Consider the following 17,486-nt stretch of genomic DNA (forward strand, 5'->3'; position numbering starts at 1 on the left):
GCCTATGCTCCTTGGAGGATGGGGCCGATGCGGATGGTGTGCGTCTCAGGGATCTCGCTGTGCGCCAGCACCTGCAGGCGCGGTGCCATGCGGCGCACGAGCCGCGCAATGCTGCTGCGGATGGCGTCGGGCACGAGCAGGCAGGCGGGCAGGCCCATTTCCTCCTGCTTGAGCGCGACTTCGGCCGCTTTGTGCGTCAGGATGTCCGCCACCCCCGGGTCGAGCGCGGGGCCGCTGGCATTGCCCAGGGCCTGCATGAGCAGGCGCTCCAGGCCGGGTTCGATGGCGATGACGCTGAGTTCGCGCGTGGGGCCATAGATTTGCTGCACGATGGCGGGTGAAAGAGCAATGCGCACGCGGCGTGCCAGTTCGGCCGGGTCGGTGGTGGCGGCGGCGTGCTCGGCCAGGGTTTCGATGATGGTGCGGATGTCGCGGATATGCACCGATTCCTCCAGCAGCAGCTGCAGCACTCTCTGGAACGTTGCAATCGACACCATCTTGGGCACCACTTCTTCGATCAGTTTGGGGGCCAGCTTGCCCACGTGCTCCACCAGTTGCTGGGTCTCGGTGCGCGAGAGAAGCTTGGCGGCGTGCATTTGCATCAAGTGTGACAAATGGGTCGCCAGCACGGTTTCCGAATCAACCACGGTAAAACCGGCCATTTGCGCCGCTTCCTTCTGGCGTTCGTCGATCCAGTGCGCGGGCAGGCCAAAAGCCGGGTCGGTGGTGGGTGTGCCGATCAGGGGGGTGGTGATGCCGCCGGGGTTGATCGCCAGGAACATCCCCGGGAAGGCCTCTCCCTCGCCGACCACCACGCCGCGCAGCGTGATGCGGTAGCCGCTGGGCTTGAGTTCCAGGTTGTCGCGTACATGCACGGGCGGCGGCAAGAAGCCGACCTCCTGGGCAAACTTGCGGCGCACGCCCTTGATGCGCGTGAGCAGGTCACCCTGGCGCGACTTGTCCACCAGCGCGATCAGGCGGTAGCCCAGCTCCAGCCCCAGCAGATCCACGGGCTGCAGGTCGTCCCAGGTGGCTTCGCCATCGCCCACCGCAGGGGGCGGTGCTTCCACCGGCGGGGGTGCCTTGGCGCGCTGCAGCAGCACCCAGGCGGCATAGCCGAGCAGCGCGCCGATGGTCAGGAACACCATGTGCGGCATGCCGGGGATCAGACCCAGGAATATCAGGATGCCCGCAGTCACGCCCAGCACACGCGGCGAGGTGAAGAGCTGGCGCACGATTTGCTGGCCCATGTCCGATTCCTTGCCCACGCGCGAGATCACCATGGCCGCAGCCACCGAGATCAGGAGGCCCGGAATCTGTGCCACCAGGGCGTCACCCACGGCCATCAGGATGTACGTGTCCGCTGCCTTGCCCGCCGACAGGCCGTGCTGCAGCATGCCGATGGCGAAGCCGCCGATGATGTTAATCAGCAGAATCAGGATACCGGCGATGGCATCGCCGCGCACGAACTTGGAGGCGCCGTCCATGGAGCCGAAGAAGTTGGCTTCTTCCTGGACTTCAGCGCGCCGACGCTTGGCCTCGGTCTCGTCGATCAGGCCGGCATTGAGGTCGGCATCCACGGCCATCTGCTTGCCGGGCATGGCGTCGAGCGTGAAGCGCGCGGACACTTCGGCAATGCGCTCGGCCCCCTTGGTGATCACGATGAAGTTGATCACCACCAGAATGGAGAACACGATCAGGCCGACCGCGAAGTTGCCGCCGATCAGGAAGTGGCCGAAAGCCTCGATCACCGCGCCCGCAGCGCCCGGGCCGGTGTGACCCTCCAGCAGCACCACGCGCGTGGAGGCCACGTTGAGCGACAGGCGCATCAGCGTGGTGAGCAGCAGCACGGAGGGGAAGGCCGCAAAATCCAGCGGCTTGAGCATGTAGGCCGCCACCATCATCACCATCAGGGCCACGGCGATGTTGATGGTGAAGAAGGTATCGAGCAGCCAGGCGGGGATGGGCAGCACCATCAGCGCCAGGATGGCCACCACGAGCAGCGGGGCGGAGAGCCCCTGGACAGCCGCGGCGTTGGTGCCGGCCCATTGCCGTGCGGATTGAAGGGAGATGGTCATGGCTGCTGGCCTCGGTGGGTAGCCCGCTGGAGCGGGTCAAGTTCGGGCGGAACGTAGGGGTCGGGCTGGGCGCCGGGCATGCGGCCCTGGCCGCGCAGCGCGGCCTTGAGGCGGTACACATAGGCCAGCACCTGGGCCACGGCGGTATAGAGCGGCGCGGGAATGGGCTGGTCCAGCTCGGCATGGGCATAGAGCGCACGTGCCAGCGCCGGGGATTGCAGCACCGGGATGTCGTGGTTCTGGGCGATGTCGCGGATCTTGAAGGCCAGCAGGTCGGTGCCGCGGGCGATGACCTGGGGGGCATTCATCGCCTGGTCGTCATAGCGCAGCGCCACGGCGTAGTGCGTAGGGTTCATGACCACGAAATCCGCCTGGGGCACGGCCGTGATGCTGGCGCGGTCGGCAATCTCGCGCTGGCGCTGGCGGATGCGGCTCTTGATCTGCGGACTGCCTTCGGATTCCTTGTGCTCCTGCTTGATTTCCTCGTGCGACATCTTCAGGCGGTTCTTGAACAGCAGCGCCTGCAAGGGCACGTCCACCAGTGCGGCCAGGAACACCACCAGCAGCAGCAGGCCCAGGCCCTGGGTGAGCCAGTCGGCCACATGGCGCAGCGCGGCGCTGGACGGTTGCAGCACCAGCACGGCCACTTCGTCGATGCTGCCGCTCATGTATTTCCAGGCCACCCCTGTCAGCACGCCGGTGAGCAGCACCATCTTGGCCACGTTGACCATTTGCTGCTTGGAAAACAGATTGGCCAGCCCGGAGAGCGGGTTGAGCCGGTTGAACTGCGGGGCGATGGGCTTGGTGCTGAAGATCCAGCCGCCTGCGAGCACGGCAGCCAGCAGGGCGGCGGCGGCGGTCAGCGCAGAGAAGACACCGCTGGCGATCAAACCCACGGCCGCCATGCTTTGCAGGCGTGCGAGCATGCTCGACGGAGTTTGCACGGTCTGTGCGTCGAAGGCCAGTTGCTGGCCCATGCCGCGCAGCAGGTGCTCCAGCAGGGCGGGGGTCAGCGCCAGCAGGGCCAGCGCGCCGGCCCCGAGGATCGCCAGGTGCGAGAGATCGCGCGACCGAGGGGCTTGCCCATCGGTGCGGGCTTTCTGGAGCTTGCGCTCCGTCGCGGGAAGGTTGCGTTCCTGGCTGGATTCCATGGTGGCATGACTCGGCTGTCATGCCATTGTGGCCAGGGGGTGCGGAAACTAAAGCCCGAATAGCGGCCTGTGGTGGCGCTTATTCGGGCTTGGAAGGGGATTAGAAACCCAGGCTGGCGAGCAGGTCATCCACCTGCGACTGGTCGGTCACCACGTCCGGGGTGTTCTCGGGGTCCACCACCGGGCCGGACAGGTGTTCCGATTTGCGCTCTGCAGCAGCCTGTATGGCGGCGTGTGCCGGTGCGGTTTCGATCACGAGCTGCACCAATTGCTGCTCGATGGTGCCTGCCAGTGCCACCACCCGGGCGATCACCTGCCCCGTGAGGTCGTGGAAGTCCTGGGCCATCATGATTTCGGTCAAGTGCTCGTCCGTCGTCTGGGTGGCCTGCTCCACGTCCCGCAGGAAGTTCATGATCCGGCCTGTGGCGACGGCGGCCACCGGGTTCTTGACCATGGCGGCAATCACCTCCCGCGCTTCCGCGGCCAGACTATCATTGTGCGTCTTGGCCTGGTCCACGCGGTTGAGCACTTTCTCTGCGGCATCGCCCGTGAGGCGCGCGATGTAGGACAGGCGGCTTTGGGCGTCGGGCAGCTCCCCGACGGTGGCTGTCAACTGGTCGGCGTAGCCCAGTTCCTTCAGGGCGTCGTGGAGCTGGCGCGTCAGCTGGCCAATCTTGGTGTGGATGTTGTCGCCGTCGCCCGCCGGGGGCGCGGCTTCCTGAATATGGCCGTTGTCCATGGCGCCTACAACCCCAGTTTCTTGATGATCAGGGTGACTTTCTCTTCCAGGGTGGCCTTGGTGAAGGGCTTGACGATGTAGCCCGCGGCACCCCCCTGGGCCGCTGCAACGATGTCTTCCTTGCGGGCCTCGGCCGTCACCATGAGGACGGGCAGGTGCTTGAGCTTGTCGTCACCCTTGATCTCGGCAAGCAGCTGAAAGCCGTTCATGTTCGGCATATTGATGTCGGTGACGACGAAATCGAACTTGCTGTTGCGCAGCTTGTTGAGTGCGGCCACGCCGTCCTCGGCTTCATCGGCCTCGGTGAAGCCGCTTTCCTTGAGCAGGTTGCGCACGATGCGGCGCATCGTGGAGAAGTCGTCAACGATGAGGAAACGAAGGGGTGTGGTCACTTGGGACCCTTTCGGTCGGAAATATCTTCAAGAATTGTGGGGGAAGACCAGAGGCGTGACAAGTTGTTACCTCTGGACGTTTTCAGGGGGATTGTCGCTCTTTTCTTCGACCCATTGTGCCGCAGGAACCGTGGGTATGGTTTTCCCGAGCAGGCGCTCCTCGGCCTCGCGGGTCAGCACGGTGATGGTGATGCGCCGGTTGGTGGCTGCCCTAGGGTCTTCGGGCAGCAGCGGATCACTGGCTGCCAGCCCCACCACGCGCGCCAGCTTGTCGTCGGGCATGCCCGCGGCCACCAGTTCGCGGCGCGAGGCGTTGGCGCGGTCGGCGGACAGCTCCCAGTTGCTGTAACCGCGGTCGCTGTTGCCGTAGGGCATGGCGTCGGTGTGGCCGGCCAGGCTGATGCGGTTTTCCACCTCGGTCAGCGCCGAGCCTATGCCCCGCAGAATGTCACGCATATAGGGTTTGACGAGCGCGCTGCCGCTGTCGAACATCGGACGGTTCTGCGAATCCATCACCTGGATCTGCAGGCCGTCGGGCGTGACGTCCATGCGAATTTGCGCCCGGTACTCGTTCAGCAGGGTGTTGGCGGTGATGACCGAGTCCACCCTGGCCTGGAGCGCCTTGATGCGCGCTTGGTCCTGGCGGGCCATTTCGGCGCGCATCTGTTCCGGCGTCATGCGGCGGTTCTTGTTCTCCACGGATTCGGAGCGACGCACCTGGCCGTGCACTTTCGAGAGATCGTTGCCCCCCCCGGGAACCACGCTGGAGCTGTTGCCCGAGCCGTCGCCGCCCGCCATGGCGACCTTCAGCGGCGAATTGAAATAGTCGGCAATACCCTGCAGGTCGCCTTTGGCCGTGGAGCCGAGCAGCCACATGAGCAGGAAGAAGGCCATCATGGCCGTCACGAAGTCGGCATAGGCGATCTTCCAGGCTCCGCCATGGGCGGCATGCCCGCCCTTCTTGACCCGCTTGATGATGATGGGCTGGAGCTTTTTCTCTGCCATGGCTTGCAGTGCGCGGCGTGGCGCTTATTTCTTGCCCTTGACGTGGCCTTCCAGTTCAATGAACGTTGGCCTGTCGCCTGAGAACAACACCTTGCGACCAAACTCGATGGCCGTGGCCGGGTTGTAGCCCTGCATGCTCGCCAGCAGCGTGGACTTGATGCACGCAAACTCCTTGGCAGCATCCTCGGCCCTTTGCTCCAGCAGGCCGGCAATGGGTTCGACCAGGCCATAGGCCAGCAAAATGCCCAGGAAGGTGCCCACCAGCGCCGAGGCGATCATGCCCCCCAGCACGGCGGGCGGCTGGCCCACGGAGCCCATGGTGTTGACCACGCCCAGCACAGCCGCCACGATGCCGAAGGCCGGCAGGGCGCCCGCCAGGCGAGTGAGCGCGGCGACCGGCGCGTGGGCTTCCTGGTGGTGGGTGTCGATCTCGCTGTCCATGAGCGCCTCGATCTCATGGGCATTGAGATTGCCCGACACCATCATGCGCAGGTAGTCGGTGGTGAATTCGACCACATGGTGGTCTGACCCCACGGTGGGGTATTTTTTGAAGATTTCCGACTCCTGCGGCGTTTCCACATCTTTTTCGATGGCCATCAGGCCTTCCTTGCGCGCTTTTTGCAGGATGTCGTAGAGCAGCGCCAGCAGCTCCAGGTAGCGTGCCTTGGTGTATTTGTTGCCCTTGAGCGCAGCGGGCACGGCCGCGGCGGTCGCCTTCAATACCTTGGGCTGGTTGTTCACGATGAAGGCCCCTGCTGCCGCGCCTCCGATGGTGATCATTTCAAAGGGCAGGGCATCCAGCAGCACCTTGACGTTGCCGCCGTGGGCGACAAACACGCCGAAGACGCATCCGAAGGTGAGGGCATAGCCGATGATGACGAGCATGGTGAAAGATTCTGACAGAGGGGGCGGACCCCGCCCAAGGGGAAAAACAATGGATATACCGGGTATCTGTCGCGAATGGCCGAGGCAATGATGGGAATGTATCGGATTGCATCATGCAATGCGCGGTTTCCCTGCTTCCCTCCGATATGGTGGGCGATTGCTGGGCATATCGGGTGTTTCGCGGGAGGTACGGCGGTTATTCTTCGCGTCAGGTGCCGCTTCGTGCCCGTGACCCCCAAAGGCCATTTCCATGCTTGAGGACAGCGATACTTCCGCTCCATCGACATCCGCTACGCTCAGCGGCCTGCTTGCCGAGGCCATGCAGTGCCATGCGCAGTGGCGTTTTGACGAAGCCAGGCAACTGTACGAGGCCATCCTGCGCGAACAGCCAGAGCACCCGGACGCCAACCACAACCTGGGCGTCTTGCTGGCGGTGCAGTTGCTGCGGCCTGCGGCGTCTTTGCCGTATTTCGAGGCGGCACTCAATGCCGATCCCCGGCGCGCGCAGTACTGGTTCAGCTATCTCGACGCGCTGATCAAGGCGGAGTCCTTTGACATGGCGGAGCAGGTGCTGCCGCTGGCGCAGGCCCAGGGGCTCGACGAAGCCAAGTGCCGGCAATTGGAGCAGGATCTGGCTTTGGCGCGCGCTGGGGGGGCTGTGGTGGCTGCCATGCCGCCCGCAGGCAGTACGGACGGGCAACTGCGCCAGGCGCCCCCGCGGGGAGCGACGGGGCCGCGCGTGCAGGCCGACCCGGCCACCCGCGAGCTGCAGGCGGCGATTGCCTTGTTCAACCAAAAGGCCTATGCCAAAGCACTGGCATCGACCAAGCGCCTGGCCCAGCGGTATCCCTCCTCTGGCGCGACCTGGAAGCTCCTGGGCGCCATCCAGCAGCAGCTGGGCCATGCACAGGAGGCCCTGCAGGCCAAGCGCAAGGCGGCGCACATGCTGCCGCTCGACCCCGAGGCGCACTGCAACCTCGCCAATACCCTGGTCAGCGAGGGATTGATGGAAGAGGCGCTGGCGTCTTTCGGCCGCGCCCTGGAGCTGGATGACGGCTATGCGCTGGCGCATTTCAACCAGGCCAATGCCCTGATGGAAATGGGTCGGATGGAGGATGCCGAGGCCGGGTACCGGCGCGCTGCCGCGCTGGCGCCGCACTGGGCCGATGTGCACAGCAACCTGGGCTTTCTGCTCAGGAAGCAGGGCCGCCTCGAGGAGGCCGCGCAGAGCTACCGCCAGGCCCTGTCCATCGCGCCGGGCGATCCGGTCAACCTGCAGAACCTGGGGCTGGTCTACAGCGCCCAGGGTCAAGTGGAAGAGGCCTTGCAGTGCTTCAAAGCGGCCGTGGCGGCGTCGCCGGCCTCGGCCGACCTGCAAGGAGCCTACGGTGAAACCCTGCATGCCATGGGCCGGCTGTCGGCCGCGGAAACTGCCTTTCGCCGTGCCCTGCAACTGCAGCCGGACCATCCGACGGCGCTGCGCCGCCTGGGCCACCTGCTGCAGCACCAGGGGCGCCTGAAGGAGGCCGAGACCTGCCTGCGCCGCTGCCTGGCGATGCAGCCGGATGACGTGGTGATCTTGTTTGAGATCGGCTCCAACCTGGCGGCCCAAAAGCGCTGGGACGAGGCCCTGACCGTCTTCCGCGATGCGATTGCGCGCAAACCCGATTTCGCCGAGGCCCACATCAACCTCAGCCAGGCCCTGTATGAAAAGGGCGACTACGAGCGCGCTGCAGAGGAGGTCAAGGCCAGCCTGCAGGTGCTGCCCGAGGTGGCCTCGTTGCACAGCAATCTGGGCGTGATCCACACCATGCAAGGCAAGGTGGATGAGGCGCTGGGTGATTTCCAGCGCGCGCTGGAGCTGAAACCTGATTTTGATTTCGCGCGCAGTTGCATGCTGTACGCCCTGAGCCACAGTACCGATGTGGACCAGGAGGAGCTGACGCGCGAGCACCTGCTGTTTGGCGACCGCATCGCGCAGCGGGTGGGGCGCTTCGTGCGCACCAGCCACGCCAACGACCGTGACCCCGAGCGGACCCTGCGCATCGGCTTTGTCTCGGCCGACTTCCGCCAGCACGCCGTGGCCAAGTTCTTCATTCCGTTCATCGAGGCCTTTGCCAAGCGCTCGGATCTCATTTGCTACGCCTATTACAACCACGCGGCACGCGATATCGACACGGAAGCCATCGAACGCCACTTCGCTGTCTGGCGCCCCGTGATCGGCTTGTCGGACGAGCGGCTGGCGGCGCAGATTGAGGAAGATGCGATCGACATCCTGATCGACCTGAGCGGGCATACAGCGGGCAACCGGCTGGCCATGTTCGGGCGCAAGCCTGCACCTGTGCAGGTGACCTGGGGCGGCTACCCGGGCACCACCGGGGTGCGCGCCATCGACTATCGCCTGGTGGAGCATGGCTATATGGCACCCGAGGTCTTCCAGCGCCAATTCGTCGAGAAAATGGTCGAACTGCCCGCGGTCTCGGCCTTCCACGGGCTGGAGTCCATGCCCGATGTGAACGATGCTCCCGTGCTGGCCAACGGCTTTCTCACGTTTGGCTCGTTCAACCGGCTCAGCAAGGTCAATCGCGAGGTCATTGCCGCCTGGTGCCGTGTATTGCGGGCGCTGCCCACGTCGCGCCTGCTCATGGCCGGCATGCCCGGCGTCGGTACCCCTGCCCAGATACTGGAATGGTTCGAGCAGGAAGGCATTGCGGCCGACAGGCTGCTCTTTCGCCCGCGCACCGATTTCTACAACTACCTCCACCTGCACCGGGAGGTGGACCTCTGTCTCGACACCTTCCCCTACACGGGCGGGACCACCACCAACCATGCCCTGTGGATGGGCGTGCCCACGCTGACGGTGGCTGGTGACACCTATCCCAGCCGCCAATCGGCCATGTTCCTGCGTCGGGTCGGGTTGGAGCGCGGGTTTGTGCTCGACAGCGTGGACGACATGGTCGAGCAAAGCCTGTACTGGGCACGGCATGCCGAGCGGCTGCAGCAAGTGCGCAGCCGCCTGCGCGGACACCTGTTGCATATTCACAGCGCGCAGCTAGATGTTGTGGCAGCCGGCCTGGCCCAGGCGCTGCGCGTGATGTGGCGGCGCTGGTGTACGGACGCGGCCGTACAAAACCTGCGCGTGGAGTACGAGGACATCGGTATCCAGCGATTGCCCGCATTGATGGAGGAGGACGCATGAGCAACGGCAGCCCCGAGACCGCACCCATGGTGTACGTCACCCAACCCAGCCTGCCGCCGCTGGACGAGTTCCTGCCCTACCTGGAGCAGATCTGGCGCAGCCGCAAGTTGGCGAACAATGGTCCGTTCCACCAGCAGCTCGAGCACGCCCTGTGCGAGTACCTGGGGGTTCCCCACATCTCGCTGTTCACCAACGGGACGATCGCCCTGGTCACGGCATTGCAGGCCCTGCGCATCACGGGGGAGGTCATCACCACGCCCTATTCCTTCGTCGCCACGGCGCACTCGCTGCTATGGAACGGCATCAAGCCGGTATTTGTCGATATCCACCCGGATACGCTCAATCTCGACCCGGCCAAGATCGAGGCGGCCATCACGCCGCAGACCACGGCCATCATGCCGGTGCACTGCTATGGGCACCCGTGCGACGTGGATCGCATCGAAGCCATTGCCGACAACTATGGGCTCAAGGTGATCTATGACGCCGCCCATGCCTTTGGCGTGCAGTGGCAGGGGCACAGTGTGCTGGCGCACGGCGACCTGTCCGTGTTGAGCTTTCATGCGACCAAGGTGTTCAATACCTTCGAGGGCGGCGCCATCATCTCGCCCGATGCAAAGACCAAGCGGCGCATCGATCACCTCAAGAACTTCGGCTTCGTGGACGAGGTGACCGTGGTGGCGCCGGGCATCAACGGCAAGATGAGCGAGTTCAATGCGGCCTTGGGGCTGGTGCAATTGCGCCACATCGACGCAGCGCTGAAAAAGCGCAAGGCCATCGACGCGCGGTACCGCGCCGGGCTGGCACAGGTCAAGGGCGTGCGTTGCCTGGGCGACGCCGGGGAGACGCAGGCCAACCATGCGTATTTCCCCATCCTGATCGAGCCGGCATACCCGCTGGCCCGCGATCACCTGTACCAGATGCTCAAGGAGCGCGGGATTTATGCCCGCCGCTACTTCCATCCGCTGATCAGCGAATTTCCCATGTACAAGGCGCTGCCCTCAGCCAGTGCCGAGAACCTGCCGGTGGCGCGCCAGGCGGCGAGCCAGGTGCTGTGTCTGCCGATCTACCCGGAGCTGGACATGGAGATCGTCGACAAGGTGATCGGCTTGATCTCCAGGCCTTGGTAGGATTGCTCCTGAAAATATAGCCCCTAGCGCTTGCTGGATAAGCGCTGGAGCCATATTTTGTTCAAATTTTGTGCAGCGCCTGGAGGACCTTGTCGTACACCCGCTGGGCATTGCCGTGGTCGCGGTGTGCAAAAAACAGCTTTTGCGCCGTGGCTTGGCGGTCATCCACGCTCTGGCTCCTGCTGCCCAGCAGGGCGTCCACTTCCCGCAGCACCGTGTCGAAATCACGGCACACCGGACCGGGAAAGGCCAGATCCATGTCGTAGAGCAGGCCATCCTGCTCGGTCTGGTAGTTTTCCAGGTCGTAGGCGAAGCACACGGCGGGCTTGCCCAGGTACAGCGTCTCGATGTAGACGCTGGAGTAGTCCGTGACCAGCACATCGCATTCGCGGGCCACGGCCGAGAATTCGGGAACCGCGGCCTGTGACAGGTCAATGATGTCTTCGCCGTCGATGTACTGGTCCAGGTTGAAATACGCGCTGCTGTTCTTGAAATAGTGCGGGCGGTAGCCTAGGACGGCGCCGTGCCGGTGCAAGATATCTTTCAGGGCCTGGATCTCCTCCGGCGAGAACTGGTAATAGCGGGCCTGGGCGCTCACGTCCGTCTGACGGTAGGTGGGGGCGTAGACCACGAGCTTGCGGCCGCGCTTGAGTGCACGGATGCGCGCCAGGGACTCGCGGATATAGCGTGGCAGCCGCTCGGCCGCACAACTCAGGAAGTCGTTGCGCGGCAGGCCGGTGCGCCATACCTGCTGGTAGTTCAGCGGGTAGAACATGGCGGCCATGGCATAGCTGTCGATGTCGGACGAGGCGATCAAGCCCGCATAGCCCAGGCGTTCCTGGCGGCGGTAAGGCACGCGGTCGGTGTGCTGGCGCGTGCCCTCGTTGGCGGCGTAGAGCAGGCGCTTGAGTGGAATGCCGTGCCACAGGTTGACCACCACGCGCCGGCGCATCGAGAGCTTCAGGATGCTGAAAGCCTTGGACCCCCAGCGCAGCGAAAAATCCATGGACACCGAGTGGGTCAGGAAAACCACCTTGCAGCGCGCCAGCAGGCGCAGGCTGCGCAGCGTTCCGTGCTCCACGATCTCGTAGTTCACCGCATCTTCGATCTGGAAGTCTTCACGTTGCCCGCGGTAGAAGATGATCTTGTGGATGGCGGGATCGGCCTTGACGTGCTCGAACATCGCCCGCTGGTTCTCGACGAAGCGGCCCGAGTGCAGGTGGTGCGTCGCAAACGCCCAATGGTCTGCCTGCTTTGGGGTCAGGGCATCGTAAAGCCTCCAGAGAGGGTGCAGGCAGCGGAAGACACTTTGGCGCATGGAGGGCCGCTCATTCAAAGCGATCGACGATGGATGCGATGAGATCCAGCGCCTGCTTGAGCTCTTGCACGTGGCTGCGGTCGAGCACCTGCAGGGTCTTTTTGATCTGGGTACTGGAGACGCCTTCGGTGCGGGGCAAGTAAACCACTTCGCAGTGCGCCTTGAGCTCGTCGAAACGACCTTCCCAGTCGCTACCCATGCCGAAGATGCTGACGCCGTGGCCGCGTATGTCGTCCACCTTTTGCTCCCAGTTGTCTTCCGGGATGGCCATGTCCACGCACTTGAGGTTGCGCACGATCTCGATGCGGTCGTCGAATCCGATGATGGTCTTTTTCCCTTTCAGCGCATTGAACTCATCCGTGGAGACGCCGACGATGAGCCTGTCTCCCAGTGCGCGCAGGCGCCGCAGCAGGTTCAGGTGGCCAATATGAAACAGATCAAATGTTCCATAGGTCAGTACAACTTTGGAAGCCATGGCGTTGCCTATTCACCGAAGACGGCCCAGGCGCAATATGGGTGCAGTGGGCTGCGCCGTAGGCGCAGGTTGTTCAATCCCATGATCTCATTCAGAGCTTGCGTTTCTCCAGGAAAGAACTTGCAGTTAAGTTCGTCGAATGCAATCACTGAGCCACGTGTCAGACGCGGGATCAGCTTTTGCAATACTTTCAAAGTGGGCTCGTACAAGTCCATATCGAAAATCGCCAAGGACACAATCGCATGTGGGTTGTCGTCTAGCCAGCGATCAATGGTGATCGAGGCATCGCCCTTGATGAGTTCGAATTTCTTGAGATGCGCAAGAGGGGGGAAGGATTCGATAAGGGTCAGAATGCGCTCCAGCGTCTCTTCATAGTTTGTCAGAGTGGCCAGGTCGCCGGGTTGGTAGTCACCCCCGTCCTTCGCATGCACAGAAGGAAAGCCACCGAAGGTGTCAAATCCGCATATGGTGCGGCTGTGGTTGAATGGTTCGTAGATGCTGCGCAGGTTGATGAGTTGGGTCAGTGTCGCGCCCCATTGCACGCCAAACTCGCAAATCACGCCAGGGACATCAATGATCTTTTGGTACAGCTCGTTCAGATAGAGCAGTCGAGATAGAACGGTGACATTGGCCGTCACTAGGCTGTGTCGGTTCCAGCCATGTTCTCCAAAGTGTGGAAGCAACGCTTGCGTGGTAGCGAGCAATTCGTTGAGAGACGACAGCGTCTTTTCGGTGCGAAATGAGACGAGGTGCTTTTTGTTCGTCATTGCTTCAGAGCTTTGGTTCTGGTTCATTATCGAGTTCTCCTGGGTGTTTTTTATAGCAAGGCTTCAACCATGTCCGGCGCAAACACCGGAATTTTCTTGCGCTGTGCAACTTCCTGTCGCTCTGCGAAGGAGTCGTCAATGAAGATGGCGTCCTGGCAATCAATGTGATCCGACTTTTTTTCCTCGGCAGAGAGGTGGATCACCCGGTCGAACAGGGCCTGGAGCCTGTATTCGCGCAATGTGGCTTCGGGCGGCCGCTTGTGGCGGGTCAGCAGCGTGATGCGCTTGCCGTCCGAAATGGCCTTGTACAGGTAGCCAACCAATTGATGGTTCACCCGCCCCTGCACCAGCAGGCAATCGTCCAGGTCCACGAACACCTGGCTGTACTGGATGGCGATGCGATAGCGGTTGTCCAGGGCGCGATCGAGGACGATCGGGTAGGCGTTCGGGGTGATGCTCACGTCGCCATCGAAAGCGTCAAAGGCGCTGAGCAGTGCGAAGTTCACGCCCATGCAGCGAAAGAGGCCGGATGAACCGCCCAGGCGGGCGGCGACCTCGAGCAGGCGCGGGCGGCCTTGCGCGTCTTCGCGGGCCTGGAAGAACCAGGCCCCGCGGGGCTGGAGGGCTTGGTGGATCTGCTGTGCCCAGTGGGCAAACTCCGCCTGGAAGTCCGCACTGGGGCTGGTCCGTACGCTGATGCCATTGCTGACACGGTCGCGCCCGCGTGCGCAGTGGAAGCGCAAAGCGCCATGCCGGTCCGAGAAGCAATCGATGGTCCATTCCCGGCCTGGCAGGTACTCCTGCAGCAGCATGGCTTGGCCGGCATGGCGGGCCAGGTGGGCCTGGGCCTGGGCGGCGGAATCCGCGCGCAGGCTGTTGCGGGCGCCGTAGCCTCGGTCCGGCTTGATGAAAATGGGGTACTGCGCGCTTTCGGTGTCGGCGAAGCGTTGCGCCAGGGGGATCCGGCCGTTCAGCAACTGGTAGGTGGCCGTCTTGGAGGCGCAGGCGGCGGTGGTGTCCGGACCCGAACCAATGACCTTGCAGCCTATGCGATCCGCTTGCTGCTGCAGGGTGTCGGCAACGGCATCCATGGCGGGATAGATGGCGTCGATGCGCTGTTCACGCACCACCCGTGCCATGGCCTCGACAAAGTCGGGCGCGTGGTGGAAAGGCAATCCATCGATGTAGCGCTCGTACACGAACCGGCCGTGGTCCTCCACGCTGGAGGCGCCCACCAACTCAAAATGCGTGGAAAAGCGCAGCGAACGGTGGATTTCCAGCCCGATTTCCGATCCGCAGGGAAAAACGAGGATGCGCTTGGCGGTAGGCATGGGATGGCGTGGCTTTGTAATGCGGCTGGTAGACGGCGCATTGTGGTCCAGCCTGGCGCATGCCGCGTGCGTGCCCCCTTAATTTCCGGCGGTACTCAGCGCTGCAGCAACTGCAGGACCTGCTGCGGCAACTGGTTGGCCTGGGCCACCATGGCGGTGCCGGCCTGCTGCAGGATTTGCGTGCGCGAGAGGTTGGCGGTTTCCTTGGCAAAGTCGGCGTCGATGATGCGTCCGCGCGAGGCGGCCAGGTTCTCGACCATGATGTCGATGTTGGAGACAGAGCTTTCGAAGCGGCTCTGCAATGCCCCCAGGCTGGCGCGGGCCGAGTTGACCTGGTCGATGGCGTTGTCGATCTTGCGGAGTGCGACCCAGGCTTCGGCCTGTGTCGAGATGTTGATCGTGTCGATCCCTGTGACGGCGGGCCCCGTCGCTGCAGCAACGATGACGCTTGCGTCGGCAAATCCCGTGGTCGTGACTGCAAACCCAGAAAAGACAATGTCCGCAGATGTGATGGCGTTGCCGGATGCGTCTACTTTCGATGACCTGAAATCCACAGAGAAGCCCTTGACGGCATCGCCCGAGAGGAAGGCCGTGATCCCGGTATCCACCGATTTGCGGTTGATGGCCTCGATCACCTGGCCCAGGCGTTCAGAAGCGGAGTGTGCCTTGGCCAGCGTACCCAGGTCGGTGGTCACGCCATCGACTGTGATTTGCAGTGAACTCGTGGTGGCATTCAGCCCCGTGATGTTGGATGCGCCGATGCTCGTGATGCTGCTGGTACCAAAAGCGATGCTGGCCAGGCCCTTGGCCGTGGTATCGGTCAGGGCGCCGACGGTGATGGTGTCGCCGGAATTGGCGCCGATTTGGAACACGGCGCCGGAGAAGGTGCCGTCCAGAATTCTGGTGCCGTTGAAGCTCGACTGCTTGGCCACGCGGTCGATCTCGTCGCGCAACTGGTTCACCTCGGCCTGCAGGGCTTCGCGGTCGGACTTGCTGTTGGTGGCGTTGCCGGCCTGCACGGCCAGCTCGCGCATGCGCTGCAGCATGTCGCCCACCTTGCCCAGGGCGCCTTCTGCGGTCTGCGCCAGCGAAATGCCGTCGTTGGCATTGCGCGAAGCCACCGTCAGGCCCCTGACCTGGGTGTTCATGCGCTCGGAGATGGCCAGGCCGGCGGCATCGTCCTTGGCACTGTTCACGCGCAGGCCCGAGGACAGGCGCTGCATGGAAACGGCCAGGGAGCCGGCCGAGAGGCCCAGGTTGCGCTGTGCGTTGAGGGAAGCGATATTGGTGTTGATGGTCGAGGCCATTGCAGAACTCCTTGAGACAGGAAATTTCGGCATTGCTGCCGTGGCCAAGGACACCATGGACTGGCTGGTAACCCTAGCGTTGGGTGAATTCTTTCGCAGCGCGGCCTGGGGCAGCGGGGGGAAAAACGGGGGAAACCACGCCCAATAGCGCGGTTTGCAGGGGGCTGGACTGCGCCCAGAGTCCCAGGGCAGCGGCTCTGGCGCGCAGGGGCTTCCGGGAGGAGGGTTGGCGGGACGCCGAATATTTTTTGTTACGAACGCCTAAAGTTCCGCGGGGGGTTCCCGATAACCCATGCAACAAGTTCACTGAATTTGTTGACCGGCAGGCGATGGGTTTCTGTTGTGGCTGCTCCGGTCTGGGATGCTGGCGCCAGCGCCAGTGGTTTGACCGACGGCTCGGCCGGGATTCGTAATCAAGGAGTGTTTCAAATGGCCTTAAATATCAATACCAACGTGACTGCCCTCACTGCCCAGCGCAATCTGGGCCTCTCGGCCAGTTCGATGGCAGTCTCCATGCAGCGCTTGTCCTCGGGCCTGCGCGTGAACAGTGCCAAGGACGATGCCGCCGGCCTGGCCATCTCCGAGCGCATGAACACGCAGGTCAAGGGTTTGACGGTGGCTTCGCGCAATGCCAACGACGGCATTTCGCTGGCGCAGACCGCGGAAGGCGCCCTGGGTAAGGTGGGCGACATGCTGCAGCGCATGCGCGAGCTGGCCGTGCAATCGGGCAACGCCACCAACAGCAAGTCCGACCGCGAAGCCCTGCAGGCCGAGGTGAACCAGTTGCGCGACGAGATCGACCGCGTGGCCAAGCAGACCAACTTCAACGGCACCAAGATTCTTGATGGCGGCTTTGCTGGTGCCGTGTTCCAGGTGGGTGCGAACTCGGGCGAGAACATCACCGTGGGCGCCCTGACCAATTCCACGGCCAAGGGCCTGGCCAGCGTTCAATTCGGCACCAGCAGCGTCACGAACATCTCGGCCGCAACCGTTTCCAGCCTGAGTGCCACGACGAGCTCGCTGCAAATCACCGTCGATGGGGTGACCACCGACCTGGGCAAGCTGGCCAAGGCCAACTCCGCCAGCGAGCGTATGGGTCAGGTTGTCGAGGCCATCAACCGCAAGTCCTCCGACACCGGGGTGACGGCGTTCCTTTCGGGCGATAGCGTCAAAGGGTTCTCGGTGGAATTCCGATCGGCCAAGGTGGATGCATCGGGCAATGCGGTGACGGGCATTACATTCTCGGGTTTTGATGCCAGCACCACGGGCATCAGCAATGCGGGCGTGAGCATTGTGGCTGCCACGGGCACCTCCATCACTGGCATTGACACGATCAGCATCGAAACCCAGGCCGATGCTTGGGTGGCGCTCAAGAAGATTGATAGCGCCATTGACCAGGTCAACACGGCGCGTGCACAGTTGGGTGCACTGCAGAGCCGCTTTGAGAATTCGGTGGGCAACATCGACATCCAGACGGAAAATCTGTCGGCGTCGCGCGGACGCATCGTGGATGCGGATTTCGCCAAGGAAACCGGAAGCCTCACGCGCTCGCAGATCCTGCAGCAGGCCGGTGTTGCCATGGTGTCGCAGGCCAATCAGTTGCCGCAGCAGGTCCTGTCTCTCCTGCGTTGAACTGAGGGGCATATCAGGGCCGGGGCACTGCCCGGCCTTGCGAAGCGGCGTAGGGCACTGTCCCTGCGCCGCTTTTCCGG

At 63.3% G+C, this 17,486-nt stretch carries 14 protein-coding genes; 3 read left to right on the forward strand and 11 right to left on the reverse strand.

Annotated elements, in window-relative coordinates; all coding sequences use genetic code 11:
• Positions 1-2: 2 nt before the first annotated feature.
• The 6 genes from flhA to motA all read right to left on the reverse strand — a co-directional run bounded on the left by flhA (position 3) and on the right by motA (position 6,250).
• Complete coding sequence (gene flhA / locus CGR01S_RS13435; RefSeq protein ID WP_042428130.1) at positions 3-2,078, reverse strand: flagellar biosynthesis protein FlhA; 2,076 nt, start codon at positions 2,076-2,078, stop codon at positions 3-5.
• On the reverse strand, positions 2,075-3,229 hold the full coding sequence (locus tag CGR01S_RS13440) for an EscU/YscU/HrcU family type III secretion system export apparatus switch protein (RefSeq protein ID WP_042428133.1): 1,155 nt from the start codon (positions 3,227-3,229) through the stop codon (positions 2,075-2,077). Before CGR01S_RS13440 ends, flhA begins: the two co-directional genes overlap by 4 nt.
• Before the next feature lie 100 nt (positions 3,230-3,329).
• Complete coding sequence (locus CGR01S_RS13445; protein WP_042428136.1) at positions 3,330-3,968, reverse strand: protein phosphatase CheZ; 639 nt, start codon at positions 3,966-3,968, stop codon at positions 3,330-3,332.
• Positions 3,969-3,973: 5 nt separating this feature from the next.
• Positions 3,974-4,360, reverse strand: coding sequence for a chemotaxis response regulator CheY (gene cheY / locus CGR01S_RS13450; protein ID WP_042428139.1), 387 nt, complete (start codon positions 4,358-4,360; stop codon positions 3,974-3,976).
• Positions 4,361-4,426: 66 nt separating this feature from the next.
• Positions 4,427-5,365 carry a flagellar motor protein MotB gene (gene motB, locus CGR01S_RS13455; RefSeq protein ID WP_042428142.1) on the reverse strand — a complete coding sequence of 313 codons (939 nt, stop codon included), beginning with the start codon at positions 5,363-5,365 and terminating at the stop codon, positions 4,427-4,429.
• Between the two features lie 24 nt (positions 5,366-5,389).
• A complete protein-coding gene (gene motA, locus CGR01S_RS13460; RefSeq protein WP_042428145.1) occupies positions 5,390-6,250 on the reverse strand; it encodes a flagellar motor stator protein MotA in 861 nt (286 codons plus the stop codon).
• Positions 6,251-6,500: 250 nt separating this feature from the next.
• Between motA and CGR01S_RS13465 the strand changes: the two genes are divergently transcribed.
• On the forward strand, positions 6,501-9,449 hold the full coding sequence (locus CGR01S_RS13465; protein ID WP_156967577.1) for a tetratricopeptide repeat protein: 2,949 nt from the start codon (positions 6,501-6,503) through the stop codon (positions 9,447-9,449).
• Positions 9,446-10,576, forward strand: coding sequence for a DegT/DnrJ/EryC1/StrS family aminotransferase (locus tag CGR01S_RS13470; RefSeq protein ID WP_042428148.1), 1,131 nt, complete (start codon positions 9,446-9,448; stop codon positions 10,574-10,576). Before CGR01S_RS13465 ends, CGR01S_RS13470 begins: the two co-directional genes overlap by 4 nt.
• Before the next feature lie 61 nt (positions 10,577-10,637).
• Here the strand turns inward: CGR01S_RS13470 and CGR01S_RS13475 are convergent, their stop codons facing one another.
• From CGR01S_RS13475 to CGR01S_RS13495, 5 genes are all read right to left on the reverse strand, one after another.
• Entirely contained in the window at positions 10,638-11,894 is a 1,257-nt protein-coding gene (locus CGR01S_RS13475; RefSeq protein ID WP_042428150.1) for a CDP-glycerol glycerophosphotransferase family protein, read from the reverse strand.
• A gap of 10 nt (positions 11,895-11,904) precedes the next feature.
• Complete coding sequence (locus tag CGR01S_RS13480; RefSeq protein ID WP_042428153.1) at positions 11,905-12,369, reverse strand: adenylyltransferase/cytidyltransferase family protein; 465 nt, start codon at positions 12,367-12,369, stop codon at positions 11,905-11,907.
• A gap of 8 nt (positions 12,370-12,377) precedes the next feature.
• Positions 12,378-13,163 carry a crotonobetainyl-CoA--carnitine CoA-transferase gene (locus CGR01S_RS13485; RefSeq protein WP_042428156.1) on the reverse strand — a complete coding sequence of 262 codons (786 nt, stop codon included), beginning with the start codon at positions 13,161-13,163 and terminating at the stop codon, positions 12,378-12,380.
• Between the two features lie 23 nt (positions 13,164-13,186).
• Positions 13,187-14,467, reverse strand: a complete 1,281-nt coding sequence (locus CGR01S_RS13490; protein ID WP_042428160.1) for an ATP-grasp domain-containing protein — start codon at positions 14,465-14,467, stop codon at positions 13,187-13,189.
• A gap of 95 nt (positions 14,468-14,562) precedes the next feature.
• Positions 14,563-15,774, reverse strand: coding sequence for a flagellin N-terminal helical domain-containing protein (locus tag CGR01S_RS13495; RefSeq protein WP_042428162.1), 1,212 nt, complete (start codon positions 15,772-15,774; stop codon positions 14,563-14,565).
• Positions 15,775-16,203: 429 nt separating this feature from the next.
• Here CGR01S_RS13495 and CGR01S_RS13500 point away from each other — a divergent pair, with 429 nt between their 5' ends.
• Positions 16,204-17,406, forward strand: a complete 1,203-nt coding sequence (locus tag CGR01S_RS13500; protein WP_042428165.1) for a flagellin N-terminal helical domain-containing protein — start codon at positions 16,204-16,206, stop codon at positions 17,404-17,406.
• Positions 17,407-17,486 lie beyond the last annotated feature (80 nt).

Origin of the sequence: Comamonas granuli NBRC 101663 (assembly GCF_000739995.1) — a bacterium.
Taxonomy (GTDB): Bacteria; Pseudomonadota; Gammaproteobacteria; order Burkholderiales; family Burkholderiaceae_C; genus Simplicispira; species Simplicispira granuli.

Bases quoted from the DNA above. Each gene is read 5' to 3' on its own strand.
- flhA (WP_042428130.1), bottom strand. From the start codon at position 2,078: ATGACCATCTCCCTTCAATCCGCACGGCAATGGGCCGGCACCAACGCC.
- CGR01S_RS13440 (WP_042428133.1), bottom strand. From the start codon at position 3,229: ATGGAATCCAGCCAGGAACGCAACCTTCCCGCGACGGAGCGCAAGCTC.
- CGR01S_RS13445 (WP_042428136.1), bottom strand. From the start codon at position 3,968: ATGGACAACGGCCATATTCAGGAAGCCGCGCCCCCGGCGGGCGACGGC.
- motB (WP_042428142.1), bottom strand. From the start codon at position 5,365: ATGGCAGAGAAAAAGCTCCAGCCCATCATCATCAAGCGGGTCAAGAAG.
- motA (WP_042428145.1), bottom strand. From the start codon at position 6,250: ATGCTCGTCATCATCGGCTATGCCCTCACCTTCGGATGCGTCTTCGGC.
- CGR01S_RS13465 (WP_156967577.1), top strand. From the start codon at position 6,501: ATGCTTGAGGACAGCGATACTTCCGCTCCATCGACATCCGCTACGCTC.
- CGR01S_RS13470 (WP_042428148.1), top strand. From the start codon at position 9,446: ATGAGCAACGGCAGCCCCGAGACCGCACCCATGGTGTACGTCACCCAA.
- CGR01S_RS13475 (WP_042428150.1), bottom strand. From the start codon at position 11,894: ATGCGCCAAAGTGTCTTCCGCTGCCTGCACCCTCTCTGGAGGCTTTAC.
- CGR01S_RS13480 (WP_042428153.1), bottom strand. From the start codon at position 12,369: ATGGCTTCCAAAGTTGTACTGACCTATGGAACATTTGATCTGTTTCAT.
- CGR01S_RS13485 (WP_042428156.1), bottom strand. From the start codon at position 13,163: ATGAACCAGAACCAAAGCTCTGAAGCAATGACGAACAAAAAGCACCTC.
- CGR01S_RS13490 (WP_042428160.1), bottom strand. From the start codon at position 14,467: ATGCCTACCGCCAAGCGCATCCTCGTTTTTCCCTGCGGATCGGAAATC.
- CGR01S_RS13495 (WP_042428162.1), bottom strand. From the start codon at position 15,774: ATGGCCTCGACCATCAACACCAATATCGCTTCCCTCAACGCACAGCGC.
- CGR01S_RS13500 (WP_042428165.1), top strand. From the start codon at position 16,204: ATGGCCTTAAATATCAATACCAACGTGACTGCCCTCACTGCCCAGCGC.